Source organism: Streptomyces sp. SUK 48 (assembly GCF_009650765.1).
GTDB lineage: Bacteria > Actinomycetota > Actinomycetes > Streptomycetales > Streptomycetaceae > Streptomyces.
On the sequence record NZ_CP045740.1, the window covers coordinates 7,961,492 to 7,988,341 of the forward strand.

Below are 26,850 nucleotides of genomic sequence, written 5' to 3' on the forward strand. Positions count from 1 at the left end.
ACGACAGCCGAGGACGGATGAGGCGGATGAGCAGCAACGAAGACAGGCTTCTCGAATATCTCAAGCGCGTCACCGCAGACCTTCGCCAGGTCCGGGAGCGCCTGCGCGAAGTCGAGGAGAAGAACCAGGAACCCATCGCGATCGTCGGTATGGCGTGCCGGTATCCGGGCGGGGTGCGCTCGCCCGAGGACCTGTGGCGGCTGGTGGCCTCCGGCGGCGACGCGGTCGGCGAGTTCCCGGCGGACCGGGGCTGGGACGTGGACGGCCTCTACGACCCGGACCCGCAGGCGTCCGGGAAGACGTACGCGCGGCATGGTGGATTCCTGTACGACGCGGGGGAGTTCGATCCCGCCTTCTTCGGTATCTCGCCGCGTGAGGCCGTGGCGATGGATCCGCAGCAGCGGCTGCTGCTGGAGACGACGTGGGAGACGTTCGAACGGGCCGGTATCGACGCGGAGTCGGTGCGCGGCAGCCGTACCGGAGTCTTCGTCGGCTCCGGGTACCAGGACTACGTCAATCTCCTCGTCGGAGTCGGCGGCGAGTCCGACGGCCACCTCGGGACCGGCAACTCCGCCAGTGTGATGTCCGGCCGCATCTCCTACACCTTCGGTCTTGAGGGTCCGGCGGTCACCGTCGACACGGCGTGCTCGTCCTCGCTGGTCGCCATGCACTGGGCGGTCCAGGCGCTGCGCGGCGGCGAGTGCTCCATGGCCCTGGCCGGCGGCGTGCAGGTGATGACCACCCCCACCCCGTTCGTGGAGTTCAGCCGTCAGCGCGGGCTGTCGCCCGACGGGCGGTGCAAGGCGTTCGGCGCCGGGGCGGACGGCACCGGGTGGGCCGAGGGTGTGGGCATGCTGCTGGTGGAGCGGCTGTCCGACGCCCGCCGCAACGGGCACCGGGTGCTGGCCGTCGTCCGGGGCAGCGCCGTCAACCAGGACGGCGCGTCCAACGGCCTGACCGCGCCCAACGGTCCCGCACAGCAGCGCGTCATCCGCCAGGCCCTGGCCTCGGCCGGACTGTCTCCCGCCCAGATCGACGCCGTGGAGGCACACGGCACGGGCACCACCCTCGGCGACCCGATCGAGGCCCAGGCACTGCTCGCCACCTACGGCCGGGAGCGCCCCGAAGGGCAGCCGTTATGGCTGGGCTCGCTGAAGTCCAACATCGGCCATGCCCAGGCCGCCGCCGGTGTCGGCGGGATCATCAAGATGGTCATGGCGATGCGTCACGGCGTCCTCCCGCGCACTCTGCACGTGGACGAGCCGACCCCGCACGTGGACTGGTCGGCCGGTGACGTACGGCTGCTGACCGAGGCGGTGGACTGGCCGGAGACGGACCGCCCGCGCCGGGCCGCGATCTCGTCCTTCGGGGTCAGCGGCACCAACGCCCACACCATCATCGAACAGGCCCCGGCCCAGGACCCGGCGCCCGCCGCAGGCACCGCCGATGGCCCCCTGGCCTGGGTGCTCTCCGCCAAGAGCGACACGGCGCTGCGGGAGCAGGCCGCCCGGCTGCTGCCCCTCGCCCGCGGCGAGGCCCGGCCGCACGACATCGGGCTGTCGCTGGCCACCACCCGCACGGCCATGCGCCACCGGGCCGCCGTCGTGGGGGAGGACCAGGCCGAACTCCTTCTCGGGCTGGCGGACTTGGTCGCCGGTGCCCCGTCACCGCAGGTCCTGCTGGGCCGCCCGGCCGGTGGCAGGACCGCCTTCCTCTTCTCCGGCCAGGGCTCTCAACGCCTCGCAATGGGACGCGAGTTGTACGCCGCGTTCCCCGTCTTCGCCGCCGCCTGGGACGAGGTGTGCGCACGCCTGGACATGCCGCTCGACGTCGACGCCGAGTCCCTGCATCAGACGGGGTGCACCCAGCCCGCGCTGTTCGCGGTCGAGGTGGCGCTGTTCCGCCTCCTCGAATCCCTGGGCCTGCGACCGGACTTCGTGATGGGCCACTCGGTTGGCGAGGTCGCCGCCGCACACGTGGCCGGCGCGCTCTCCCTGGACGACGCGGCGACACTGGTCCGTGCCCGCGCCACGCTGATGCAGGCACTGCCCACGGACGGCGCGATGGTCGCCGTACAGGCCACCGAAGAGGAGGTCCTGCCCCACCTCACCGACGCCGTGAGCATCGCCGCCGTCAACGGCCCCTCCTCGGTCGTCGTCTCCGGTGACGAGCGGACGGCCCTGGCGATCGCCGCCGACTTCGCCGGGCAGGGCCGCAAGACGTCCCGGCTGAAGGTCAGCCACGCCTTCCACTCGCCGTCGATGGACCCGATGCTGGAGGAGTTCGCCCAGGTCGTCCGCGGCCTGGCCTTCGAGAAGCCCCGGCTGCCCGTCGTCTCCAACCTCACGGGCCGCCCCGTCGAGACCTACACCCCGGAGTACTGGGTCCGGCACGTCCGCGAGGCGGTCCGCTTCGCCGACGGCGTCCGCACCCTGCACGAACTGGGCGTGACCACGTTCGTGGAGGTCGGCCCGGGCGGCGTCCTGAGCGGTATGGCGCGGGACTGCCTGGACGAGGCCGTCACCGTACCGGTCCTGCGCGGCGAGCGTCCGGAGCGGCAGGCGCTCGTGACCGCCGTGGCCCAACTGCACACGTACGGCGTGGCGGTGGACTGGAGCGCGTTCTTCGCGGGCGCGCGCACGACCGATCTGCCGACGTACGCGTTCCAGCACGAGCGGTACTGGGTCGAAGCCCCCCAGAGCGCGGCCGGCACGGCGGTGGACCCGGTGGACGCGGAGTTCTGGGACACCGTGGAGCGGGAGGACCTGCCCGCCCTCGCGGAGACCCTGCACATCGACGCGGGCGACACCTTCGGCGACGTACTGCCGAGGCTCTCGTCCTGGCGGCGGCAGCGCAAAGAGCAGTCCGCCGTGGACCGTTGGCGCTATCGCGAGTCGTGGCAGCGCCTCGGCGAACCCGCCCCGACCGGAACCGGCGGCACCTGGCTGCTGGCCGTTCCCGAGGAGGCGGACGAGCGGACCGACGCGGTGCGTGCCGCGCTCGCCGCCCGGGGCGCCACGCTCAGGACGCTGATCGTCGGCGCGGCGAGCGACCGCGCCACCCTGACCGGGGAACTGACCGGGGAACTGGCCGGGACCGGACCGGTCGACGGCGTGCTCTCGCTGCTCCTCACCGGCGACCCGGCGCTCCCCACCCTGCGGCTCCTCCAGGCCCTGGGCGACGCGGGCGTCGACGCCCCGCTGTGGTGCCTGACCTCGGGCGCGGTGGCCGTGAACGGTTCAGACGCCGTACGCGAACCCCGGCACGCCCAGGTCTGGGGGCTGGGCCGCACCGCCGCCCTGGAACTGCCCCGCCGCTGGGGCGGCCTGATCGACCTGCCGGAGACCCTCGACGACCGGACCGCCACCCGCCTGGCCGACGTACTGGGGCAGGCGCTGACGGGCCGGCCGGCGGAGGACCAGCTCGCGCTCCGCACCTCCGGTGTCTTCGCCCGGCGGCTCGTCCACGCACCGGCACGCGCCGCCGGCCGCCGCTGGCGATCGCGCGGCACCGTCCTCGTCACCGGCGGCACCGGCGCTCTCGGCGGCCACGTCGCCCGCTGGCTCGCCCGAGGCGGCGCCGAACACCTCGTCCTCACCAGCCGCCGGGGCGCCGACGCGCCGGGCGCCGCCGCGCTGCGCGACGAACTGGCCGCCCTCGGCACCCAGGTCACCCTCGCCGCCTGCGACCTCGCCGACCGGGACGCCGTCGCGGCCCTGCTCGCCGAGCACACCCTCACCGCCGTCGTGCACGCCGCCGGGGTCGCCGACCCCGGCATGCTGGACGCCACCACCCCGGACGCCTTCGCCGCCGCGCTCGCCGCCAAGGCGGACGGCGCGGCACACCTGGACGAACTGCTCGGCGACCAGGAGCTGGACGCCTTCGTGCTGTTCTCCTCCATCTCCGGCGTCTGGGGCAGCGGCGGCCAGGCCGCCTACGCGGCCGGCAACGCCTTCCTCGACGCCCTCGCCCGGTGCCGCCGCGACCGGGGCCGCACCGCGACCGCCGTCTCCTGGGGCCCGTGGGCCGACGGCGGCATGGTCGAGGACGGCGACGACGAGGAGCGGCTGCGCCGCCGCGGCCTGTGCGCGATGCCTCCCGCCGCCGCGATCGGCGCCCTCCAGCGCGCGCTCGACGGGGACGAGACCCTGGTGACCGTGGCCGACGTGGACTGGGCGCGGTTCATCGTGCCGTTCACCCTCGGCCGCCCCAGCCCGCTGCTCGGCGACCTCCCCGAGGTCCGCGACGCGCTCACCGAGGAAGCCCCCGAGGCGGGCCCCGGCACCGGCGCCCTCGCCGAGAGCCTCGCCGGACTGTCGGCAAAGGACCGCGCCCGCGCCCTCGTGGACCTCGTACGCACCCACGCCGCCACCGTGCTCGGCCACCGCACCGCGGGCGCCGTCGAGGCGGACCGGCCCTTCCGGGACCTCGGCTTCGACTCCCTGACCGCGGTGGAACTGCGCAACCGGATCAACGAGGCCACCGGCCTCACCCTGCCCACCACCCTGGTCTTCGACCACCCCACGGCCGCGGACCTCGCCGACCGCCTGCTCGCCGAACTCACCGGCGGCCAGGACGACACGGCCACCGCGGCGGCGGCCGCCGCCGTGCTGGACGAACCGATCGCCATCGTCGGCATGGCCTGCCGCTACCCCGGCGGCGTCCGCTCCCCCGAGGACCTGTGGGAACTGGTCGCCGACGGCCGCGACGCGATCACCCGCTTCCCCGGCAACCGCGGCTGGGACATCGACGCCCTCTACCACCCGGACCCCGACCACTCCGGTACGACGTACACCACCCAGGGCGGATTCCTGCACGACGCGGACGAGTTCGACCCCGCGCTCTTCGGCATCAGCCCCCGCGAGGCCGTCGCCATGGACCCGCAGCAGCGGCTGCTGCTGGAGACCGCGTGGGAGGTCTTCGAACGCGCCGGGATCGCACCCGACACGATGCGCGCCAGCGCCACGGGCGTCTTCGTCGGCTCCGGCTACCAGGACTACACCGGCCGCCCGCTCAAGGTGCCCGACGGCGTCGAGGGCTACCTGCCCAGCGGCAACGCGGCCAGCGTGATCTCCGGGCGGCTCTCCTACACCTTCGGCCTGCACGGTCCGTCGGTCACCGTCGACACCGCCTGCTCGTCCTCGCTGACCGCCCTCCACCTCGCCGTAGGGGCACTGCGGGGCGGCGAGTGCGCCATGGCACTGGCCGGCGGTGTGATGGTGATGGCCGGACCGTCCGCGTTCACCATGTCCAGCCGGCAGCGCGCACTGTCCGCCGACGGCCGCTGCAAGGCGTTCTCCTCGTCCGCCGACGGCACCGGCTTCGCCGAGGGCGTGGGCCTGGTCCTGGTGGAGCGGCTGTCCGACGCCCACCGCAACGGACACGAGGTGCTGGCCGTCGTACGCGGCAGTGCCATCAACCAGGACGGCGCGTCCAACGGCCTGACCGCGCCCAGCGGCAGGGCCCAGCAGCAGGTCATCCGGCAGGCACTGGCCAACGCCCGGCTCGCCCCGGACGAGGTGGACGCCGTGGAGGGCCACGGCACCGGCACCCGGCTCGGCGACCCGATCGAGGCGCAGGCCCTGCTGGCCACGTACGGCAAGAAACGCGACGCGGACCGGCCGCTGTGGCTCGGCTCGCTGAAGTCCAACATCGGCCACGCGCAGGCGGCCGCGGGCGTCGGCGGTGTCATCAAGATGGTCATGGCGATGCGCAACGGCGTCCTCCCGCGGACCCTGCACGTCGACGAACCGACCCCGGACGTCGACTGGTCCGGCGGCCAGGTACGCCTGCTCACCGAACAGACCCCCTGGCCCGAGCGGCAGGGACCCCGGCGCGCGGCCGTCTCCTCCTTCGGGATGAGCGGCACCAATGTGCACACCATCATCGAAGCGGCCCCCCGGCCCGCGCCCGCCGCGGCCGGCGAACGGCCCCCCGCCCCCCGAGCCACGCCCGAGCAACTCCCCGCGGAACACACCGAGCCCGCCGGCGCCGTCCCGCCCCCGGAGGTCTACCCCTGGGCCCTGTCCGCCAAGACCGCCGGCTCCCTGCGCGAGCAGGCCCGCCGGCTCCTGGCCCGCCTCGACCGCGACGAAGGGCTGTCCCTGCCCGACACCGGCCGCGCCCTCGTCACCACCCGGACCCGGCTGGACCAGCGGGCCGTGGTCGTCGGCCGCGACCGGCACGACCTGCGGACCGGACTCGCCGCGCTCGCCGCCGGCACCCCCGCCGACCACGTGGTCCAGGGCACCGCCACGGCTGCCGGCAAGGTCGCCTTCGTCTTCCCCGGCCACGGCTCGCAGTGGACGGAGATGGCCCGCGAACTCCTCGACACCTCCCCGGTCTTCGCCGAGCAGGCGACGGCCTGCGCCGAGGCGTTCGCCCCCTACCTCGACTGGTCCCTGCTCGACGTGCTGCGCGCCGCACCGGGCGCACCGGGCCTCGCCGAGGTGGAGGTCGCCCAGCCCGCGCTGTTCACCGTGATGGTGTCGCTGGCCGCGCTGTGGCGCTCGTACGGAGTGACACCCGCCGCCGTCGTCGGCCACTCGCAGGGCGAGGTCGCCGCCGCGTACGTCGCGGGCGCGCTCACCCTGGACGACGCGGCCCGGATCGTGGCCCTGCGCAGCCGCAGCCTGACCAAGCTCATCGGCAAGGGCGCGATGCTCGCCGTCGCCCTGCCCGCCGACCGGGTGCGCGCCCGTCTGGAGAAGTACGGCGACCGGCTGTCGGTCGCCGCCGTGAACGGGCCCGCCGCCCTGACCGTCTCCGGAGAACCCGACGCCGTCGACGCCCTCCTCGCGGAGCTCGAAGCCGAGGGCGTGCGGGTGCGCAAGGTCCGCGGCGCCACCGGCGCCGGGCACTCCGCCCAGGTCGAGAGCCTGCGCGAGGAGATGCTCGACCTGCTGGCCCCGGTCACCCCGGCCAGCGCGGACATCCCCTTCTACTCCACCCTGACCTGCGCCCCGCAGGACACCACCGCCCTGGACGCCGGGTACTGGTACCGCAACGCGCGCCACACGGTGGAGTTCGAGGGGACCGTGCGCGCGCTCCTGGCCGACGGGCACGGCGTGTTCGTCGAATGCAGCCCGCACCCGCTGCTCGCCGACGCGGTGCAGGAGATCGCGGAGGACGCCGAGACGGAGGCCGTCACCGGCGCCTCGCTGCGCCGGGACCGGGGAGGCATGGACCGCTTCCTGCGCTCCGTGTCCGAACTGCACGTCAGCGGCGTGCCCGTGGACCTGACGGTGCCCTTCGCCGGGCATCCGGTACGGCGCGTGGACCTGCCGACGTACGCGTTCCAGCGGCGCCGGTACTGGCTGGACAGCGCCGACCCCGCCCCCGCGGGCACCGATCCGGTCGAGGCCGGGTTCTGGGAACTCGTGGAGAACGCGGACGCCGCCGGGCTCACCGACCGGTTCGGGACACAGGACGCCGCCCTCGTCGCGCCCGCGCTGCCGGTCCTGGCCGCGTGGCGGCGGCGCGGCCGCGAGAAGTCCACGGTGGACGGCTGGCGCTACCGCGTCTCCTTCCGGCGGCTGGCCGACGACCCGGCCCCCGGTCTCGACGGCCTGTGGCTCGCCGTCCTGCCCGCCGGTCTGGCGGACGGACAGTGGCCGCCCTGCGTCGTCGGCGTGCTCGGCGCCCACGGCGCCAAGGTGCGCGTCGTGGAGATCCCCGTCGACAGCGACCGCGCCCGGACGGCGCGGCTGCTCGCCGAGGAACTCGGCGGCGAACAGCCCGCCGGTGTCCTCTCCTTGCTGGGCCTCGCCCCCGGCACCCACCCGGACCACCCCGCGCTGTCCGCGAGCCTCGCCACCACCGTCACCCTCGTGCAGGCACTGGGCGACCTGGACGTCCGGGCACCCCTGTGGTGCGCGACCCGCGGCGCCGTCTCCACCGGGCCCGGCGACCCGCTGCACGACGTCGGCCAGGCCCAGCTGTGGGGCCTGGGCATCGTCGCCGCACTCGAACTGCCCCGGCGCTGGGGCGGCCTGGTCGACCTGCCCGAGACGGTGGACAAGCACACGCTGCGCCGACTGGCCGGAGTGCTGGCCCAGCACGACGAGGACCAGCTCGCCGTACGCGCCGACGGCGTGTACGGCCGGCGCCTGGTCCGGGCCCGGCCCGCCGGTCCGGAGCCGGCCACGCCGTGGCAGCCGCGCGGCACCGTCCTCATCACCGGCGGCACCGGCGGTGTGGGCCGCCACCTCGCCCGCTGGCTCGCCGGTGCGGGCGCCCGGCACCTGGTGCTCACCAGCAGGCGCGGACCCGACGCCCCCGGCGCGCGCGAACTGCACGCCGAGCTGACCGCCCTCGGCGTCGAAGTGACCATCGCCGCCTGCGACATCGCCGACCGTGCCGCGCTCGCCCGGCTGCTCGCCGGCATCGAGTCCCGGCATCCGCTCACCGCGGTGCTGCACGCCGCCGGCACGGCACGCTCCTCCCTGCTGGCCGACGCCGACCTCCAGGAGTTCGCCGACGCCGCGGCCGCCAAGGTCACCGGCGCCGTCCACCTGGACGAACTCCTCGACGGCCGCGCACTGGACGCGTTCGTCCTCTTCGCCTCCGGCGCGGGCGTCTGGGGCAGCGGCGGCCAGGGCTCCTACGCCGGCGCCAACGCCTTCCTCGACGCCCTCGCCCTGCGACGCCGGGCCCGCGGCCTGACCGCGACCTCGGTCGCCTGGGGCGGCTGGGCCGACGGCGGCATGGTCGACGACGCGGTACGGGAACGCGGCGAGCGGCGGGGCCTCGGCGTCATGCCCCCCGAACTCGCGATCACCGCCCTGCGCCAGGCCGTCGAGCACGACGAGGCCACCCTCACCGTCGCCCCGATCGACTGGGCGAAGTTCCTGCCCGCCTTCACCGTGGGGCGGCCCAGCCCGCTGCTGGCCGAACTGCCCGACGTACAACGGCTCCTGGAGGCCGAGCGGGACGAGGAGGAGGAGAGCGGCGCCGGAGCGGAACTGGCCACCGAACTGGCCCGGCTCGACCCGGCCGAGCGGGAGGAGAGGCTCCTGGAGCACATCCGCGCGCAGAGCGCCGTGGTCCTCGGACACGCCTCCGCCGAGGACGTCCTGCCCACCGCGCACTTCCTGGAACTCGGCTTCGACTCGCTCACCGCGATCGACCTGCGCCGTCGCCTGTCGGCCGCCACCGGTCTGCGGCTGCCCGCCGGACTGGCCTTCGACCACCCCACCCCCGCCCGGCTCGCCCGGCACCTGCTGACCCTCCTCCAGGGCGCCGCCGGCGGGGCGCAGGAGCGGCCCACCGACATGCTGGTCCAGCTCTACCGGCACGCCAGCCGGACCGGTACGGCCGCCGAGGCCATGGGGATGCTGATGGAGGCGGCCCGCTTCCGGCCCTCCTTCGAAAAGCCCGAGGACCTGGAGCAACTCCCGGCCCCCGTACGGCTGTCCCAGGGCGACGACCTGCCGTACGCGGTGATGTGCTTCTCGCCGTACGTCGTACCGGCCGGAGCCCATCAGTACGCGCGGTTCGCGGCGCCCTTCCGCGACCGCCTCGACCTGTGGGCGCTGGTCAACCCCGGCTACGAGAAGGACGAACCGGTCCCCGCCGACCCGGACGCCGTGCTCCGGCTGCACGCCCGGACCGTACGCGCGTGCGCCGGCGGCAAGCCCGTGGTCCTGCTCGGCTACTCCTCGGGCGGCTGGCTCGCCCACGGCGTCGCCGCGCACCTGGAGGCCATGGGGGAGCGGCCCGCGGCCGTGGTCATGATCGACAGCTTCAGCCGCGCGATCCCCTTCGACCCCCAGGTGCTCAACGCGATGGCCCAGGCGCAGTCGGAGCGCCTGGACTTCATGAGGTCCGGCGGCGAGCAACTCACCGCTATGGGCCGCTACATGCGCCTCTTCGACGACTGGGCCGCGCCCGAGATCACCGCCCCGACCCTCCTGGTGCGGGCGAGCGAACCCGTACCGGCCGCCGCCGCGGACGGCGGCGGGCGCGCGGCGCCGCCCGAGCACGTGGACACGACTATCGAGGTCACCGGAGACCACTACTCGATGCTGGAGGACCACGCCGGCGCCACCGCCGCGGCCGTGGACTCCTGGCTGGCGGACGTCGTCACCGACGCGCACCGCCCCGCCGCGGCCGAGAACACCACCACCACCGCATGACCGGCCCGCGGCCACCGCGAGCACCTCAGGACACGGACGAGCAGACGTGGGAGAAGAACCATGACCAAGACCCTGTACGAGATCGGCGAGACCCCGCCGCTCGGTGAGGTACCGGAGCGGATGTACGCCTCCGTGATCCGCCAGAACCGCTTCGGCGAGCCCAAGCAGGCGTTCCGCACCGAGGTCGTCGACACCCCGGCGGTCGGCCGGGGGCAGGTGCTGGTCTACGTGATGGCGGCCGGCATCAACTACAACAACGTGTGGTCCTCGCTGGGCAAGCCCGTCGACGTCATCGGCATGCGGCAGCGCCAGGGCCAGCCCGAGGACTTCCACATCGGCGGCTCCGAGGCGTCCGGCGTGGTCTGGGCCGTCGGCGAGGGCGTCCGCCACGTCAAGATCGGCGACCATGTGCTGCTCACCAGCGGCCAGTGGGACGAGACCGCCGAGGACATCCGGCTCGGCACCGACCCGCTGGTCTCGGAGAGCATCAGGGCCTGGGGGTACGAGACCAACTACGGCTCCTTCGCCCAGTTCTGCCGCGTCGACGAGTACCAGTGCCACCCCAAGCCCGCCCGGCTGTCCTGGGAGGAGTCCGCGGCCTTCCTGCTCACCGGGCCCACCGCCTACCGGCAGCTGTTCGGCTGGCAGGGCAACACGGTCCGCCCCGGCGACCCCGTGCTGATCTGGGGCGGCGCGGGCGGTCTCGGCTCGATGGCCATCCAGCTCGTCCGGCTGGCCGGCGGCGTCCCGATCGCCATGGTCTCCAGCGAGGACCGCTCGGAGTACTGCCGCCGCCTCGGCGCCGCGGGCACCATCAACCGACGCGACTTCGACCACTGGGGGCGGCTGCCCGACCTCCAGGACGCCGAGGCATCGGCACGATTCCTGCGCGGCGCCCGCGGCATCGGCAAGAAGATCTGGGAGATCCTCGGCGAGCGCAGGTCCCCCCGGATCGTCCTGGAGCACAGCGGCCAGGACACCCTGCCCACCTCGATGTACCTGTGCGACAACGCCGGCATGGTGGTCATCTGCGGCGGCACCTCCGGCTACAACGGGGACGTCGACCTGCGCCACCTGTGGATGCGCTCCAAGCGCCTCCAGGGCTCGCACTACGCCGGCACCCGCGAGTGCCGCGAGGTCATCGAACTCGTCGGCAACGGCATGCTCGACCCCTGCCTGGCCGCCTGCGAGACCTTCCAGGACATCGGGCGCATGCACCAGATGATGCACGACAACGTGCACCCCTCCGGGAACATGGCCGTCCTCGTGAACGCGCCCCGGCGCGGCGAGAGCACGCTCGAACTCCCCGCCGCCTGACCACCCGCCGCACGGCACCCCTCACCCCAGCGCAAGGAGAGTCATGTCCGAGCCCACCGGCGCCGCACCCGCCGTCCCCAAGGCCCGCAGCTGCCCGTTCCTGCCGCCGGACGGCATCGCCGAGGTCCGCGCTGCCGCCCCGGTGACCCGGGCCACCTTCACCAGCGGCCACGAGGCATGGCTGGTGAGCGGCTACGAGGAGGTGCGCACCCTGCTGCGCGACCCCTCCTTCAGCGTCCAGGTGCCCCACGCCCTGCACACCCAGGACGGCATCGTCACCCAGAAGCCCGGCCGCGGCAGCCTGCTGTGGCAGGACGAGCCGGAACACACCGCCGACCGCAAGCTGCTCGCCAAGGAGTTCACCGTCCGGCGCATGCAGGCGCTGCGGCCGAACATCCAGCGCATCGTCGACGAACGCCTCGACGCCATCGCGGCCCAGGGCGGCACCGTCGACCTGGTGAAGACCTTCGCCAACCCGGTGCCCGCCATGGTGATCTCCGACCTGTTCGGCGTCCCGGTCGAACGTCGGCCCGAGTTCCAGGAGATCGCCGAGGCGATGATGCGGGTCGACCAGGACGCCGCCGCCACCGAGGCCGCCGGCATGCGTCTTGGCGGGCTGCTCTACCAGCTCGTCCAGGAACGCCGCAGCAGCCCCGGCGACGACCTGATCTCGGCGCTGACCACCACCGAGGACCCCGACGGCGTCCTCGACGACATGTTCCTCATGAACGCGGCCGGCACCCTGCTGATCGCCGCCCACGACACCACCGCCTGCATGATCGGCCTCGGCGCCGCGCTGCTCCTGGACCGCCCCGACCAGCTGGCCCTGCTGCGCGAAGACCCCTCGCTGGTGGGCAACGCGGTCGAGGAACTGCTGCGCTACCTCACCATCGGCCAGTTCGGCGGCGAGCGCGTCGCCACCCGGGACGTGGAACTGGGCGGCGTCCGCATCGCGGCGGGCGAGCAGGTCGTGGCGCACGTCCTCGCCGCCGACTTCGACCCCGCCTTCGTCGAGGACCCGGAGCGCTTCGACATCACCCGCCGCCCCGCCCCGCACCTGGCGTTCGGCTTCGGCGCACACCAGTGCATCGGCCAGCAACTCGCCCGTATAGAGCTGCAGATCGCCTTCGAGTCGCTGTTCCGCCGCTTCCCGACCCTGCGCCTGGCCAAGCCCGTCGAGGAACTCCGCTTCCGCGACGACATGGTCTTCTACGGCGTGCACGAGCTGCCCGTCACCTGGTGACGCCCCCGCCCCGCGTGGCCGTTCACGCACCGCCGAACCACCGCACCGCCGATCGCCCGAAAGGCACGACATGACCGAGACCGACATCCGCCACACCGGGTCCGAGGCCCCGGCCTTCCCCCAGGACCGGACCTGCCCGTACCAGCCGCCGCAGGCGTACACGGAATGGCGGGGCGAGAGCCCGCTGACGCGGGTCACGCTGTTCGACGGCCGGCCGGCGTGGCTGATCACCGGGCACGCCGAGGGCCGGGCGCTGCTCGCCGACCCCCGGCTGTCCTCCGACTGGGGCCACCCGGTCTTCCCCGTCGTCGTCCAGCGCACCGAGGACCGCGGCGGCCTCGCGTTCCCGCTGATCGGCGTGGACGACCCGCTGCACGCCCGGCAGCGGCGCATGCTGATTCCCAGCTTCGGCGTCAAGCGCATGAACGCCATCCGGCCCAGCTTGCAGAGCCTGGTCGAACGGCTCCTGGACGACATGCTGGCCAAGGGCCCGGTCGTGGACCTGGTGTCGGCCTTCGCCCTGCCCGTGCCCTCCATGGCGATCTGCGAACTCCTCGGCGTCCCCTACGACGACCACGACTTCTTCGAGGAGTGCTCCCGCGACTTCGTGGGCGCCGCCACCTCCGGGGACGCCGACGCGGCCTTCGCCAAGCTGTACCAGTACCTGCACGGCCTGGTCGCCAAGAAGCAGGCCGAGCCCGGTGACGGCCTCCTGGACGAGCTGATCGCCCGCCAGCTGGAGGAGGGCGGACTCGACCACAACGAGGTGGTCATGATCGCGCTCGTGCTGCTGGTGGCCGGCCACGAGACCACCGTCAACGCCATCGCGCTGGGCGCCCTCACCCTCATGCAGCACCCCGAGCAGATCGAGGTGCTGCTGAACGACCCCGCCGCGGTGCCGGGCGTGGTGGAGGAACTGCTGCGGTTCACCTCCGTCTCCGACTACATGGTCCGGATGGCCAAGGAGGACATCGAGGTCGGCGGCACGACCATCAGGACCGGGGAGGCCGTCCTGGTCTCCATCACGCTGATGAACCGCGACGCCAAGGCGTACGACGACCCCGACGTCTTCGACGCCCGCCGCAACGCCCGACACCACGTCGGCTTCGGCCACGGCATCCACCAGTGCCTGGGACAGAACCTCGCCCGCGCCGAACTGGAGATCGCCCTCGGGGCGCTCTTCACCCGCATCCCCGGCCTGCGGCTGGCCGTACCCCTGGACGAGGTGCCGCTGAAGGCCGGGCACGACGCACAGGGCCCGATCGAACTGCCCGTCACCTGGTGACCTCGCGGGCGCCAGGAACCGAACGAAGGGGGGCGGGCCACGCCTTGCGCATCACCATCGACCGCGACCGGTGCATCGGCTCCGGCCAGTGCGTCATGACCGCACCCGGCGTCTTCACCCAGGACGACGAGGCACTGGTCGACCTGGTCCCGGGACAGGAGGACGGCGCGGGGGACCCCCGCGTGCGTGACGTCCCCATGGCCTGTCCGGTCCAGGCGGTCACGATCACCGAGGACTGAACGGCGGCGGCGTGCGGGGGACTACGGGGCCGTCCGACCGTAGGGGCCGTGCACGTCGTCGTCACCGAGGTCCAGCAGTTCGCGCAGCAGCGGGGTCGCCGGCAGCGCCGGGTGGAGGTACACGCGCTCACGGCGCTGCTCCACGGCGGCCAGCAGCGCCCGGAAGGTGCTCCGCGCCTCCTCGGTCCGCCCGCCGTGCCGCTGCGCCTGGCCCAGCAGACCCAGGTGCAGCGGGTGGCGCAGGCAGGTCCGCGACCGGCCCAGCTCGGCCAGCGAGGAGTGCATCAGGGCCAGCCCCTCGTCCGGGTCCCCCGAGCGGGCCAGGCCCCACCCCTTGACGACGCCCAGCATCGCCTTCCAGTAGAGCAGCCCGTGCTCGCCCGCGACCCGCACGCCCTCGTCGCTCGACGCGAGCGCCGTGCGGGTGTCGCCCTCCCAGGCCGCCACCACCCCGTCCACGTAGAGCGCGAACGAGCGGTCGGACGGCCTGCTGTCGAACTCCGTGAGGCACAGCAGCTCACGCCGGCGCTCCCCGGCCGTCTCCCGGTTCCCGAGCAGCCAGTGCGTGAAGGTGTCGTACGAACGGCAGGAGACCCGCGGGTCGTGCTGGAAGGTGCGGGCCAGCGCGTGCCCCTCGTCGGCCAGCCGGTCCGCGAGGCCGACGCCGCGCTCCAGTTCGGCGAGCGCCTGCGGCAGCATGCCGCGCACATGCAGCACGATGCCCTCGCCGTACGCCGCGCCGAGCGCCGCCACGGGCTCCCGGGTCCGGCCGGAGATGTCCCGCAGCAGCCCGGACAGCTGCCGTGAGGCGTCGTAGCGGCCGGTGACCAGGCGCGACGCGCACAGCGCCCACAGCACCGACGGGTCCTCGGGCGTCTGCGTGGCCGCGCTGAGGGCGCGACCGCGGGTCAGCGCCGTCTCGGCCTCGCGGTGGCCGTAGCCGCGCGTGGTGGCGAGTATCTGGCCGAGCTGGATGTGCAGCCGCTGCTCCAGCCGTGCCGTCGCGGCGTCGTCCGGCGGCAGGAAGCCGGTCAGGTGCACCGCGCGGCGCAGCCAGATCTCCGCCTGCTCGTACGCCATGGACCGCTCGGCGTGCTCCGTGGCGAGCAGCAGCCGGGGCAGGACCTCCGCGGCGGGCAGCGCGCTCTTCGCGTGCCAGCTGTGGTGGGCCACCCGCTCGATCTCCTCGTCGCCCATCCGCCCCCGGTGCCGGGCGTGCAGCGCCTCGGCGATCCTCGCGTGCAGCCGGTGGCGGTCCGCGCGCGGGAGCTCCTCGACGAGCGCCTCCTGGACCAGGGCGTGCGCGAAGTGCAGCCGCCCCGGATGGTGCGGGTCCTCCCCGAGCAGACCGGCACGGATGGCCGACTCCAGCCCGGCGAGGACCGGTTCGCCCGGCGTAGCGGTCCGGTGCAGCAGATCCGTGTCCACCTCGGCGCCGATCACGGCGCACAGCCGCAGCACCCGCAGCACCGGCTCGGGCAGCGCCGCGAACCGCTGGCGCAGCGCCTCGCGCACCCCGGTGGGAATGTGGGCCAGCAGCACATCGACCGCGTCCGGGCGCTGGAGGTCGCGCGCGTTGCTCACGAGGGACAGCAACTGCATCACGAAGTACGGATTGCCCTCGCTGCGCCGGTGCAGCACCTCGACCACCTCGGGGTCGACCCCGGGCCCCGCGTGCGCCTCGACCAGCGCGCCGACGGCCTGCGGGGACAGCCCGTGCAGCCGCAGCGTGTCCCGCCGGGGCCCGCGCAGCACATCGGAGACCACCCGGCGCAGCGTCGCGTCCGACTCCGCCTCGAACTCCCGGGCCGTGAGCACGATGCCGAGCGGACGGCCCTGGCAGCGGGTGCTCAGCAGCCTGAGCAGATCGAGGGAGGCGGCGTCCGCCCACTGGAGGTCTTCGAGGAACAGCACGAGCGGGTGGCTTGCGGCCAGGGTGAGCAGCACCTCGCACACCGCGTCATGGGCCAGGAAGCGGGCCTGGCACCAGTCGGCGGACAGGTCCGGGCCCTCGGTCCGGGACGCCGACCGCTCGGGCATCAGCGGGGCGAGCAGGGCGCCGTAGGGCCGTGTCGCCTCCTGGAAGGCGTCCGGCCGGGTCGCGGACAGCCGGCGCAGGATCTGGGTCCACAGCCAGTAGGCGGGGACGCCCTCACCGGGGAAGCAGTGACTCCAGACCACCTCCAGCCGGGAGCCCTCCTCCTGCGCGTCCATGTTCTCCAGCCGCGCGGCGAGTTCGAGCAGCAGCCGGGTCTTGCCGACGCCCGCAGGGCCGAGGACACCGGCCACATGACCATGCCCGACGACCGCGCTCGCGGCGCCGGTCGTCAGCCGGTCCAGTTCCTGGCAGCGACCGGTGAACGGCGACGGGGCGGTCGCCCACTCCGACACGAACTCAGGGAATCCGCCCGCCTCCTGGGCGGCCGCCCGCTCCTCCGCCGGCCGGGCCGCGGGCCGCCGTTCCGTCGGGTGCTGGGGCGCGGCGGCGTCCGGCGGCACCTCGCCCCGCGCCTCCGCGCGTCCGCCGCCCCCCGCCCCCTCCTTCTGTACGGCGATCACGCCCGCAGCGCCGCCGTCGGCGTGCTCGGATCCGGATAACCCCGATAACCCCGCTAAACCCGCTAAGCCCTCGCCGTCCGGTGCCGCCGCCTCACCCGCCTCCTCCGGCACGAGGGGAACACCGGACACCGCGACGGGCGCGACCCGCTCCGGAGACGATTTTCCGGACGGGGTGCTCGCCCCCGGCTCCTGGCGCAGAATCGCGTTCCTGACCTCGCGCAGCTCGGCCGCGGTGTCCACCCCGAACTCCTCCACGAGATGGCTGCGCGTGCGCTCGTACACCTCGAGCGCCTCGGCCTGCCGCCCGAGCCGGGACAGGGCCGTCATCAGATGGCCGACCAGCCGCTCCCGCGTGGGATGGCGGCGCGCCTCCCCGTCCAGATCCGCGGCGACCTCCTCGGCCGCGCCGAGGGCCAGCCGCGCCTCCGCGCAGGACTCCACCGCGGTGAGCCGGATCTGTTCGAGCCGGGCGCACTCGTCGCTGAGCGGCGGATGGCCGTCGAACTCCGCGTAGGGTGAGTCGCGCCACAGTCCGAGGGCCTCGGTGAACCGGACGTGCGCGGTACGCGGATCGTGCTGCTCCAGCAGCTTGCGTCCGTCCGTCACCAGACGCTCGAAGCGGCAGGCGTCGACGCGTTCGGGATCGAGTTCCAGGACGTAGCCGGGCGAGCGGTGGCGGAGCACCGAAAGTTGGCCCGTTCCCGCCGTGTCCAGGGTCCGGCGCAGATGGGACACATGACTCTGGAGGGTCGCGACGGCATGCCGGGGCGCTCCGTCACCCCACAGTTCCTCGACGAGCAGTTCGGTGGGCACCACCCGGCCGAGCCGGATGAGCAGCAGGGCGAGCAGGGTGCGCCGGCGCGGCGGCCCGAGTGGGAGGTCGCGCCCGTCGAGCCGCGCCGACATGGGCCCCAGCACCCTGAGGAGGGGCTCGGCCCGGCCGCTGGTCATGGGCGACGTGTTCACGGGAGGCGTGGACATGACGGTCCCCGATCTCTTACGGGTACGGCTGGTTGACGGACGGCTTCGAGCAGGGGCTGTCGCAGGGCGTCCGCTACCGATCATGACATAGCGAAAGCGCCTGCTGAGCTGGCGATCCGTCGATTGGCAAGAAAGCAGAAGGTGTTGGGCAAGGATTTCGACAAGGGGTCCGGAAAGCGACGGCAGCGGGCGGCAAGGGGGCGTCAGCGACTCGACCAGGACCCCGCAAGGTCGGTGACGCAGGATGTCCGGGTCTGGAGATACTGCTGGTCCAGGGCCGATGACGCCCCTGCTGACGGCCTCCCCGGCCGCTCACCAGCCTCCGAATTGATTTCGCGCTCAAGTCTTCGACAGGGAGCCCATTCTTGCTGAGTCCAGCACCTGCTGCTCCGGGCCTGTGCGTGGCAAGCCTCGATAAAACACTGGCCATCCAGCAGGCGAACCAGGAGTTCTTCCGTCAGTTCAACTGCTCGTCCGAGGACATATGCGGCCGCGATTTTCGCGACGTGGTCCACCCCAGCGTGCAGCAGCCGCTGGTGCGCCAATTCTCCAATTTGCTGGAAGGCAAGCACCAGCGATTCGTCACCCCCGTCATCGCCGTGGGGCCCGGCGAGGAGGCCGCCTTCACGGTCCCCCTCACCGCGGTCGCGGTGCGCGGGGGAGTCCCCGACACGACCGCGATCCTGGTCATGATGCCCACCGCCGGCGACGGTGAGGGGGCACGCGTGGTGACCAGGCGCAAGAAGATCCTCTCCGCGATGGACGCCCGGATCCTGGAGGGCATCGCCGCCGGGGTCTCCACCATCCCCCTCGCGGCGAGCCTCTACCTCAGCCGGCAGGGCGTCGAGTACCACGTGACCTGCCTGCTGCGGAAGCTCAAGGTCCCCAACCGCGCCGCACTGGTCTCCCGCGCCTACTCCATGGGCGTGCTGAAGGTCGGTGCCTGGCCCCCCGAGGTCGTCGAGGACTTCGTGAAGTGAGCGGGCACCCCGCCCGTCCCCGCCCCGCACGGCCGCTTCCGCACACCGGGTGACCCGACCCCCTCGGCCCCGACGTCCGCCGATCTCCCCGACAGTCCCCACGCCGGAACCCCCCGACCGGCCCCCGATACCTCTCAGTCCCCTCTCGAAGCTCAGGAGCAACAGCGTGAACGCACACCAGCCTCTGTCGCGCCGCCGCATGCTCGGCCTGGCCGCCTTGGGCGCCGCCGCACTCACCGGGCAGACCACGATCACCGCGGCCCCCGCGCGGCCGCCGCCACCGCCCCCGGCGGCTCCGGCGGCACGTTCGTGCCCGCCGTCGTGATCGGCACCGGCTACGGCGCGGCCGTCTCCGCCCTGCGGCTCGGCGAGGCCGGGGTCTCCACCCTGATGCTGGAGATGGGCCAGCTGTGGAACCAGCCCGGCCCGGACGGCAACGTCTTCTGCGGGATGCTCAAGCCCGACAAGCGCTCCAGCTGGTTCAAGACCCGCACCGAGGCCCCGCTCGGCTCCTTCCTCTGGCTCGACCTCGCCAACCGGGACATCGACCCCTACGCGGGCGTCCTGGACCGGGTCAACTTCGACCAGATGTCCGTGTACGTGGGCCGCGGGGTCGGCGGCGGCTCGCTCGTCAACGGCGGTATGGCCGTCACGCCCCGGCGCTCCTACTTCCAGGAGGTGCTGCCCCAGGTCGACGCCGACGAGATGTACGGCACCTACTTCCCGCGCGCGAACTCCGGCCTGCGGGTCAACAACATCGACAAGGACTGGTTCGAGCAGACCGAGTGGTACACGTTCGCGCGCGTCGCCCGTCAGCAGGCCGAGAACGCCGGCCTGAAGACCACCTTCGTGCCCAACGTCTACGACTGGGACTACATGCGCGGTGAGGCGGACGGCACCAACCCCAAGTCCGCGCTCGCCGCCGAGGTCATCTACGGCAACAACCACGGCAAGGTCTCCCTCGACAAGAGCTACCTGGCGGCCGCCCTGGGCACCGGCAAGGTCACCATCGAGACCCTGCACCAGGTCAAGACGATCCGTCAGCAGAACGACGGCACCTACCTGCTGACCGTCGAGCAGAAGGACCCCGACGGCAAGCTGCTCGGGACCAAGGAGATCTCCTGCCGCCACCTCTTCCTCGGCGCCGGCAGCCTCGGCTCCACCGAACTGCTGCTGCGCGCCCGGGAGACCGGCACCCTGCCCGGCCTCAGCTCCGAGATCGGCGGCGGCTGGGGCCCCAACGGCAACATCATGACCGCCCGCGCCAACCATGTGTGGAACCCCACGGGCAGCAAGCAGTCGTCGATCCCCGCCCTCGGCATCGACGACTGGGACAACCCCGACAACCCCGTCTTCGCCGAGATAGCCCCCATGCCGGCGGGCCTCGAGACCTGGGTCAGCCTCTACCTGGCCATCACCAAGAACCCGGAGCGCGGCACCTTCGTCTACGACGCCGCCAAGGACCGGGCGGACCTGCGCTGGACCCGGGACCAGAACGCGCCCGCGGTCGCCGCCGCCAAGTCGCTGTTCGACCGCGTCAACAAGGCCAACACGACCATCTACCGGTACGACCTCTTCGGCAAGCAGATCAAGGCGTTCGCCGACGACTTCTGCTACCACCCGCTCGGCGGCTGCGTCCTCGGCAAGGCCACCGACAACTACGGCCGCGTCTCCGGGTACAAGAACCTCTACGTCACCGACGGCTCGCTCATCCCCGGCAGCATCGGCGTCAACCCGTTCGTGACCATCACGGCGCTGGCGGAGCGGAACGTCGAGCGCGTCATCAAGGAGGACATCGCGGGTTCCTGACGAGCGACGGGCGGGGCGCGGCATGCGCTCCGCCCCTTCGTCTCTTCGCCCCGTGACGCACGCCCCGCCACGGTGGGCGGCCGAACCCCGAACCGAAAGGGAACGCTTCCGTGAACTCCCCGCTCACCGAGGCCAACGGCCTGTGGATCCGCAGGTTCCATCCGCGCCCCGACGCCCGCGTCCGGCTGGTCTGCCTGCCCCACGCGGGCGGCTCCGCCAGCTTCTTCCTCCCCGTCTCCCGGTCCCTGCCCGAGGACGTGGACGTGCTCTGCGTGCAGTACCCCGGCCGCCAGGACCGCCGCGCCGAACCGCTCGTGGACTCCGTACCGGCGCTCGCCGACCAGGTCCACGAGGCGCTGCTGCCCTGGACCGACCGGCCCCTCGCCCTGTTCGGGCACAGCATGGGCGCCTCCCTCGCCTACGAGGTCGCCCGGCGCCTGGAGCGGGACCAGGACCTCGTGCCCGCCGCCCTCATCGCCTCCGGCCGCCGCGCGCCCTGCGCACACCGCGCCGAGACCGTCCACCTGCGCGACGACGACGGCCTGGTCGCCGAGATGCGCGCCCTCAGCGGCACCAACCCCCAGCTGCTGGGCGACGAGGAGATCCTGCGCATGATCCTCCCGGCCATCCGGGCGGACTACCGCGCGGCCGAGACGTACACGTGGGAACCCGGACCGCCCCTGCGCTGCCCGGTGACCTGCCTCGTCGGCGACGACGACCCGAAGGTCACCGTGGAGGAGGCCGCCGCCTGGTCCGAACACACCGAAGGCCCCTTCACCCTGAAGGTCTTCCCCGGCGGCCACTTCTTCCTCGCCGAACACCAGCCGGAGATCATCCGCCTCATCACCTCCCGGCTGGAGTCGCCCGTACGGCCATGAGAACGGGCGCCGGTCTCCGAGGCGGGGGCCGGCCTCCGGCACGAGGACCGGCCGGAGGGTGACCCGCGTCGCATCGGAGCGGGCGGGGCTTGCTATGCAACGAGTTGCATAGAAGGATCGAGGGCATGGCGCTCGAACACGCGATCCTGGTGTCGCTCTTGGAGAAGCCGGGCTCCGGCTATGAGCTGGCCCGGCGTTTCGAGCGCTCGATCGGCTACTTCTGGACCGCGACCCACCAGCAGATCTACCGCGTGCTCAAGCGCATGGAGCACGACGGCTGGGTCGACGCCCGGGACGTCCCGCAGCAAGGACGGCCGGACAAGAGGGAGTACAGCGTCGCCGACCTCGGCCGCGCCGCGCTGTCCTCCTGGCTGCACGATCCCATCGAGCCGGAGAGCGTCCGCCACGACCTGGCCGTCAAGATCCGGGGCGCCGCCTTCGACGACCCGGCCGCCCTGATCCGCGAGGTGGAGCGGCACCGCCAGGCGCACCGGGACCGGCTGACGCACTATCTCGCGGGCCAGGCACGGGACTTCACTCAGTCCGACGCCGGTCCGCAGGCGCCGCCCGACGCGGAGCGCGAGCTCCAGCACGCCGTACTGCGCGGCGGCATCGCGTACGAGCGGATGATGATCGGCTGGCTGGACGACGTGCTCGCCACCCTGGCCCGGTTCGGTCCGGACCGCTGACCCCCGCCGGCCCGGCCCCGCCGGCCGCCGGGCCACCCGAATCCCGCCCGCCCACCAGCCGAAAGGCGCCCTCACCCATGGCTGACCAGCTGCTGCTCAACCCGCGCACCTACGACCCCGCGCACTTCGACCCCGAGACGCGCCGCCTGCTGCGGGCCACCGTCGACTGGTTCGAGGAGCGCGGGAAGCGGCGGCTGATCGAGGACTACCGCAGCCGTGCGTGGCTCGGCGACTTCCTCGCCTTCGCGGCGAAGGAGAACCTGTTCGCCACCTTCCTCACCCCGTCGTCCGCCGCGGGGGAGGGCGAGCCGGACAAGCGCTGGGACACCGCCCGGATCGCGGCGCTCAACGAGATCCTCGGCTTCTACGGCCTGGACTACTGGTATGCCTGGCAGGTCACGATCCTCGGCCTCGGCCCGGTCTGGCAGAGCGACAACGCCGAAGCCCGCGCCCGCGCCGCCGAACTCCTCGACCAAGGCGAGGTGTTCGCGTTCGGCCTCTCCGAGAAGGCCCACGGCGCCGACATCTACTCCACCGACATGCTGCTCGAACCCGACGGCGACGGCGGCTTCCGGGCCACCGGCTCCAAGTACTACATCGGCAACGGCAACGCCGCCGGACTCGTCTCCGTCTTCGGCCGCCGCACCGACGTCGAAGGTCCCGACGGCTACGTCTTCTTCGCCGCCGACAGCCGCCACCCCGCCTACCACCTGGTCAAGAACGTCGTCGACTCCTCGAAGTTCGTCAGCGAGTTCCGCCTGGAGGACTACCCGGTCACGGCCGAGGACGTCCTGCACACCGGCCGCGCCGCCTTCGACGCCGCCCTGAACACCGTCAACGTCGGCAAGTTCAACCTGTGCACCGCCTCCATCGGCATCTGCGAGCACGCGATGTACGAGGCCGTCACCCACGCCCACAACCGGGTCCTCTACGGCCGCCCCGTCACCGACTTCCCGCACGTACGGCGCGAGTTGACCGACGCGTACGTCCGGCTCGTCGGCATGAAGGCGTTCAGCGACCGCGCGGCCGACTACTTCCGCACCGCGGGCCCCGACGACCGCCGCTACCTCCTCTTCAACCCGATGACGAAGATGAAGGTGACCACCGAGGGCGAGAAGGTCATCGACCTGATGTGGGACGTCATCGCCGCCAAGGGCTTCGAGAGGGACAACTACTTCGCCCAGGCGGCCGTGGAGATCCGCAGCCTGCCGAAGCTGGAGGGCACGGTCCACGTCAACCTGGCGCTGATCCTGAAGTTCCTGCGCAGCCACCTCCTCGACCCGGCCGAGTACCCCGCCGTACCGACCCGCCACGACGCGGCGGACGACGACTTCCTGTTCCGGCAGGGCCCCGCCCGCGGCCTGGGCGCGGTGCGCTTCCACGACTGGCGGCCCGCCTTCGACGCGTATGCGCACCTGCCCAACGTGCGCCGGTTCCGCGAACAGGCCGACGCGCTCTGCGCGTTCGTCGCCACCGCCGCTCCTGACGCGGAGCAGAGCCGCGACCTCGACCTCGTCCTCGCGGTCGGCCAGCTCTTCGCCCTCGTCGTGCACGGCCAGCTCGTCCTGGAGCAGGCCGCCCTGACCGGCCTCGACACGGACGTGCTCGACGAACTCTTCGCCGTCCTCGTACGGGACTTCTCCGCACAGGCCGTCGAACTGCACGGCAAGGATTCGGCAACCGAGGACCAGCGGACCTGGGCCCTCGACGCGATCCGCCGCCCCGTCGCCGACCAGGACCGCACGCACCGGGTCTGGCAGCAGGTGGAGGCGCTGTCGGGGTCGTACGAGATGGCTCCGTAGCCCCACCCCCGGAACGCCCTGGCGACCGCCGCTCGAACCGGAGCGGCGGTCGCCCCGGCGCCCGGTCCGGGTCCCGGGACGCCGATTTGCCGGACCGGCAACAAGACTGGTGCGACCGGCACGCCGTGGGTGACGGTGGGCCCGTGACCGAGAACATCGCAGAAGAATCGCCCGCGGCCGGCGCTCCCGCGCCCGCCGGCGGATACGTCGGAGACCCCGCGGTGCGGGCGGAGTGGGACAAGAGGTACGCCGACCGGCCGCAGCTGTGGAGCGGTCGGCCCAACGGCGCGCTCGTGGCCGAGGTCGCCGATCTCACCCCGGGGCGGGTGCTCGACGTCGGCTGCGGCGAAGGCGCGGACGCCGTCTGGCTCGCCCGTTCCGGCTGGGACGTGACCGCGCTCGAGGTCTCGGGCGTGGCGCTGGAGCGCGCGGCCGGGCACGCGCGGGACGCCGGCCTCACCATCCGCTGGGTCCACGCCGCGCTCACGGAGGCCGCGCTGCCGCCGGCCTCCTTCGACCTGGTCTCCGCGCAGTACCCCGCCCTGCACCGCACCCCCGACGCCGCCGCCGAGCGCGCCCTGCTCGCGGCCGTCGCGCCCGGCGGTGTGCTGCTGCTCGTCCACCACGCGGGAATGGACAGCCGGCAGACGCACGAGAGCGGCTTCGACCCGGCCGACTACGTCTGGCCCGCGATGGTCGCCGATCTCCTCGACGGCGACTGGCGGGTGGAGGTGGACGAGCAGCGGCCACGCGTGGCACCCGACGGCGGCGCCGGCGCACACCACACCGACGACCTGGTGCTGCGCGTGCGACGACTGCGCTGACGCCGTACGCCCCGGCGATGACCGGGACGGGCGGGCGCCGGGCGGGGCAGGGCGCCGACTAGCGTCCGGACTCGTCGGCCACGTCGCCGCCCGGGCGTGCGACGGCCCACGCCGCCTCGATCATCCGGAAGATCTCGTCCGACGCGGCGTCCGGATCGGACGCCGCGCGGGCCAGCGCGTACGCGTCGATCACGAACCTCGCGATCGCCCGGTCCGCCGTCGTGCCCCGCGACAGACCGGGATCGGCGGCGATGGCCGCCGCCAGCGACTCGGCGTGCCGCAGCCTCATCGACTCCTCGTACTCCCGCAGCGCGGGGGAGCCGTCGATCATGCGCCAGATCGGCGCCGCGCCGTCCGCCGTGCAATGCCGGACCATCGACCGGACCTCGCGGCGCAGCGCCGGGACGAGCGGCTCGTGCGGCGCCCGGTCGGTGACCGCTCGCGTGAGGCGTTGCTCGAAGTCGTCGTCCCGCTCGAACACCAGGGCCTCTTTCGAGGCGAAGTGGGAGAAGAGCGTGGTGACGGCCACATCGGCCTCGGCGGCCACCTCACGGATTCCCACCGCTTCGTACCCCCGCTCCAGAAAGAGCCGGAGAGCGGTGTCGGCGATCTTCTGACGGGTCGCGGCCTTCTTGCGTTCACGGCGTCCGAGCGGCACGGTCATGCCGCGACGCTATCAGATACGGGTCCGAACCCGTTGTGAAACAACACCAACTCCAAAATCCTAACCGTTAGTGCTACGGTCGGCGCATGAGAAAAGTGAGCTTCGCCGCGTTCGGCGGTCCCGATGTACTGCGCCTCATCGATGCCGAGGAGCCCCACGCGGGCCCCGGCCGGATACGCGTCGCCGTGCGGGCGGCGGGCGTGAACCCCGTCGACTGGAGGCTTCGCGAGGGCCAGAAACTGGGCGCCCATCCGGTCGAGCTGCCCTCCGGGGTCGGGCAGGACGCCGCCGGAGTGGTGGACGAGGTCGGCGAGGGCGTCGCCGGGGTCGAGGTCGGTGACCCTGTGTTCGGCGAGGGCATCAGCACCTATGCCGAGTTCGCCGTGCTGACGGCCTGGGCCCGGATGCCCGAGGGCCTGACGTTCGAGGAGGCGGCCGGATACCCCTCCGTGATGGAGACCGCGCTGCGCGTCGTCCGCGAGGTCGGTGTGCAACCCGGCCAGACGCTGCTGGTCAGCGGCGCGTCCGGGGGAGTCGGCTCAGCGGTGCTGCAGATCGCCCGCGACCGCGGCATCACGGTGATCGGCACGGCCGGCGCCGCGAACCAGGACTACCTGCGCGGCCTGGGCGCCCTCGCCACGACCTACGGCGAGGGCTGGGCCGAGCGGGTACGGCGGCTCGGCCGGGTCGACGCGGCCCTCGATCTGGCCGGCTCGGGCGTGATCCGCGAACTCGTCGACCTGGTCGGCGACCCGGACAAGGTCGTCTCCATCGCGGATCTCGGCGCGCCGGATCTCGGCGTCCGGTTCTCCGGCGTGGCCGGGAGCGTGCCGGACGCGCTTGCCGCGACCGCCGATCTCATCGCGCGGGGCAGGCTCCACATCCCGGTCGAGAAGGCGTACCCGCTCGACCAGGCCGCGGCGGCCCACATCGACAGCCGGGCGGGCCACGCCCGAGGGCGCCGGGTCATCGTCGTCTGACGGCGCGTCCGCCCGCCGGCCCCGCTGGAGCGGGGCCGGCACGGCACGTCGGCCGGTGGCGTCAGTCGTGTTCCGCCCCGGCCGACTCCCCGGTGGCCGCGGACCGGGCGCGCCGGCGATTCAGCAGCGCGCCTCCCACGATCACCAGGCCGATGGCGACGACCCTGGCCGCCCCGTAGTAACCGCTCGCCGGCTCCTGCGGGGTGCCGGGCAGCCGCAACGAGATCCAGACCGCCCCGAGGCCGCCGAAGACGATCAGGGCGACGGCCCCCCACGTCCCGAGGCCGGCCCACCAGGGTCCCGGCCCCTGGCCCCGGCCGTCGCTGCGCTCAACGCCTCTGTCTGTCACGGTGGTTCTCCGGTTCGCGGCTGCTGACGTTCTCCGGGGAAGACGGGAATCCGGCCGGTGAGGTTCACGAGGAACGCCACCGGGCCGGGCGGCCGCCGCGGCGACCGCCCGGCCC

General features: G+C 73.3%; 15 protein-coding genes. 12 read left to right on the forward strand and 3 right to left on the reverse strand.

Annotation, left to right across the window (positions count from 1 at the left end; translation table 11 throughout):
* Positions 1-26 precede the first annotated feature (26 nt).
* The 5 genes from GHR20_RS34960 to GHR20_RS34980 all read left to right on the forward strand — a co-directional run bounded on the left by GHR20_RS34960 (position 27) and on the right by GHR20_RS34980 (position 14,220).
* Positions 27-10,136 (forward strand): type I polyketide synthase, encoded by a 10,110-nt coding sequence (locus GHR20_RS34960; protein ID WP_153815532.1) that lies wholly within the window; start codon positions 27-29, stop codon positions 10,134-10,136.
* A 60-nt stretch (positions 10,137-10,196) separates the two neighbouring features.
* On the forward strand, positions 10,197-11,453 hold the full coding sequence (gene ccrA / locus GHR20_RS34965) for a crotonyl-CoA carboxylase/reductase (protein ID WP_153815533.1): 1,257 nt from the start codon (positions 10,197-10,199) through the stop codon (positions 11,451-11,453).
* Between the two features lie 43 nt (positions 11,454-11,496).
* Positions 11,497-12,696, forward strand: coding sequence for a cytochrome P450 (locus GHR20_RS34970; RefSeq protein WP_111582930.1), 1,200 nt, complete (start codon positions 11,497-11,499; stop codon positions 12,694-12,696).
* Positions 12,697-12,766: 70 nt separating this feature from the next.
* Positions 12,767-13,981, forward strand: coding sequence for a cytochrome P450 (locus tag GHR20_RS34975; protein ID WP_111582931.1), 1,215 nt, complete (start codon positions 12,767-12,769; stop codon positions 13,979-13,981).
* A 44-nt stretch (positions 13,982-14,025) separates the two neighbouring features.
* Complete coding sequence (locus GHR20_RS34980) at positions 14,026-14,220, forward strand: ferredoxin (protein WP_111582932.1); 195 nt, start codon at positions 14,026-14,028, stop codon at positions 14,218-14,220.
* A gap of 21 nt (positions 14,221-14,241) precedes the next feature.
* Here the strand turns inward: GHR20_RS34980 and GHR20_RS34985 are convergent, their stop codons facing one another.
* Positions 14,242-17,760: an AfsR/SARP family transcriptional regulator gene (locus GHR20_RS34985; RefSeq protein WP_194859072.1), complete on the reverse strand. Its 3,519-nt coding sequence runs from the start codon at positions 17,758-17,760 to the stop codon at positions 14,242-14,244.
* Positions 17,761-18,125: 365 nt separating this feature from the next.
* On the opposite strand from GHR20_RS34985, the gene GHR20_RS34990 reads away from it, so the two are divergent.
* From GHR20_RS34990 to GHR20_RS35015, 6 genes are all read left to right on the forward strand, one after another.
* Positions 18,126-18,740: a LuxR C-terminal-related transcriptional regulator gene (locus tag GHR20_RS34990; protein ID WP_202440620.1), complete on the forward strand. Its 615-nt coding sequence runs from the start codon at positions 18,126-18,128 to the stop codon at positions 18,738-18,740.
* A 309-nt stretch (positions 18,741-19,049) separates the two neighbouring features.
* Positions 19,050-20,549: a GMC oxidoreductase gene (locus GHR20_RS34995; RefSeq protein ID WP_243878230.1), complete on the forward strand. Its 1,500-nt coding sequence runs from the start codon at positions 19,050-19,052 to the stop codon at positions 20,547-20,549.
* A gap of 110 nt (positions 20,550-20,659) precedes the next feature.
* On the forward strand, positions 20,660-21,427 hold the full coding sequence (locus GHR20_RS35000) for an alpha/beta fold hydrolase (protein ID WP_153815534.1): 768 nt from the start codon (positions 20,660-20,662) through the stop codon (positions 21,425-21,427).
* 125 nt (positions 21,428-21,552) lie between these two features.
* Positions 21,553-22,116 carry a PadR family transcriptional regulator gene (locus tag GHR20_RS35005; RefSeq protein WP_153815535.1) on the forward strand — a complete coding sequence of 188 codons (564 nt, stop codon included), beginning with the start codon at positions 21,553-21,555 and terminating at the stop codon, positions 22,114-22,116.
* Positions 22,117-22,193: 77 nt separating this feature from the next.
* Positions 22,194-23,918 (forward strand): acyl-CoA dehydrogenase family protein, encoded by a 1,725-nt coding sequence (locus GHR20_RS35010; RefSeq protein ID WP_153815536.1) that lies wholly within the window; start codon positions 22,194-22,196, stop codon positions 23,916-23,918.
* A 143-nt stretch (positions 23,919-24,061) separates the two neighbouring features.
* Entirely contained in the window at positions 24,062-24,742 is a 681-nt protein-coding gene (locus GHR20_RS35015; RefSeq protein ID WP_153815537.1) for a class I SAM-dependent methyltransferase, read from the forward strand.
* Between the two features lie 58 nt (positions 24,743-24,800).
* On the opposite strand, the gene GHR20_RS35020 is transcribed toward GHR20_RS35015, so the two are convergent.
* Positions 24,801-25,406 carry a TetR/AcrR family transcriptional regulator gene (locus GHR20_RS35020; RefSeq protein WP_153815538.1) on the reverse strand — a complete coding sequence of 202 codons (606 nt, stop codon included), beginning with the start codon at positions 25,404-25,406 and terminating at the stop codon, positions 24,801-24,803.
* A gap of 86 nt (positions 25,407-25,492) precedes the next feature.
* On the opposite strand from GHR20_RS35020, the gene GHR20_RS35025 reads away from it, so the two are divergent.
* Positions 25,493-26,386, forward strand: a complete 894-nt coding sequence (locus GHR20_RS35025; protein WP_153815539.1) for an NADP-dependent oxidoreductase — start codon at positions 25,493-25,495, stop codon at positions 26,384-26,386.
* 61 nt (positions 26,387-26,447) lie between these two features.
* Here GHR20_RS35025 and GHR20_RS35030 read toward each other — a convergent pair whose 3' ends face one another.
* Positions 26,448-26,735, reverse strand: a complete 288-nt coding sequence (locus tag GHR20_RS35030; RefSeq protein ID WP_153815540.1) for a hypothetical protein — start codon at positions 26,733-26,735, stop codon at positions 26,448-26,450.
* Positions 26,736-26,850: the final 115 nt, after the last annotated feature.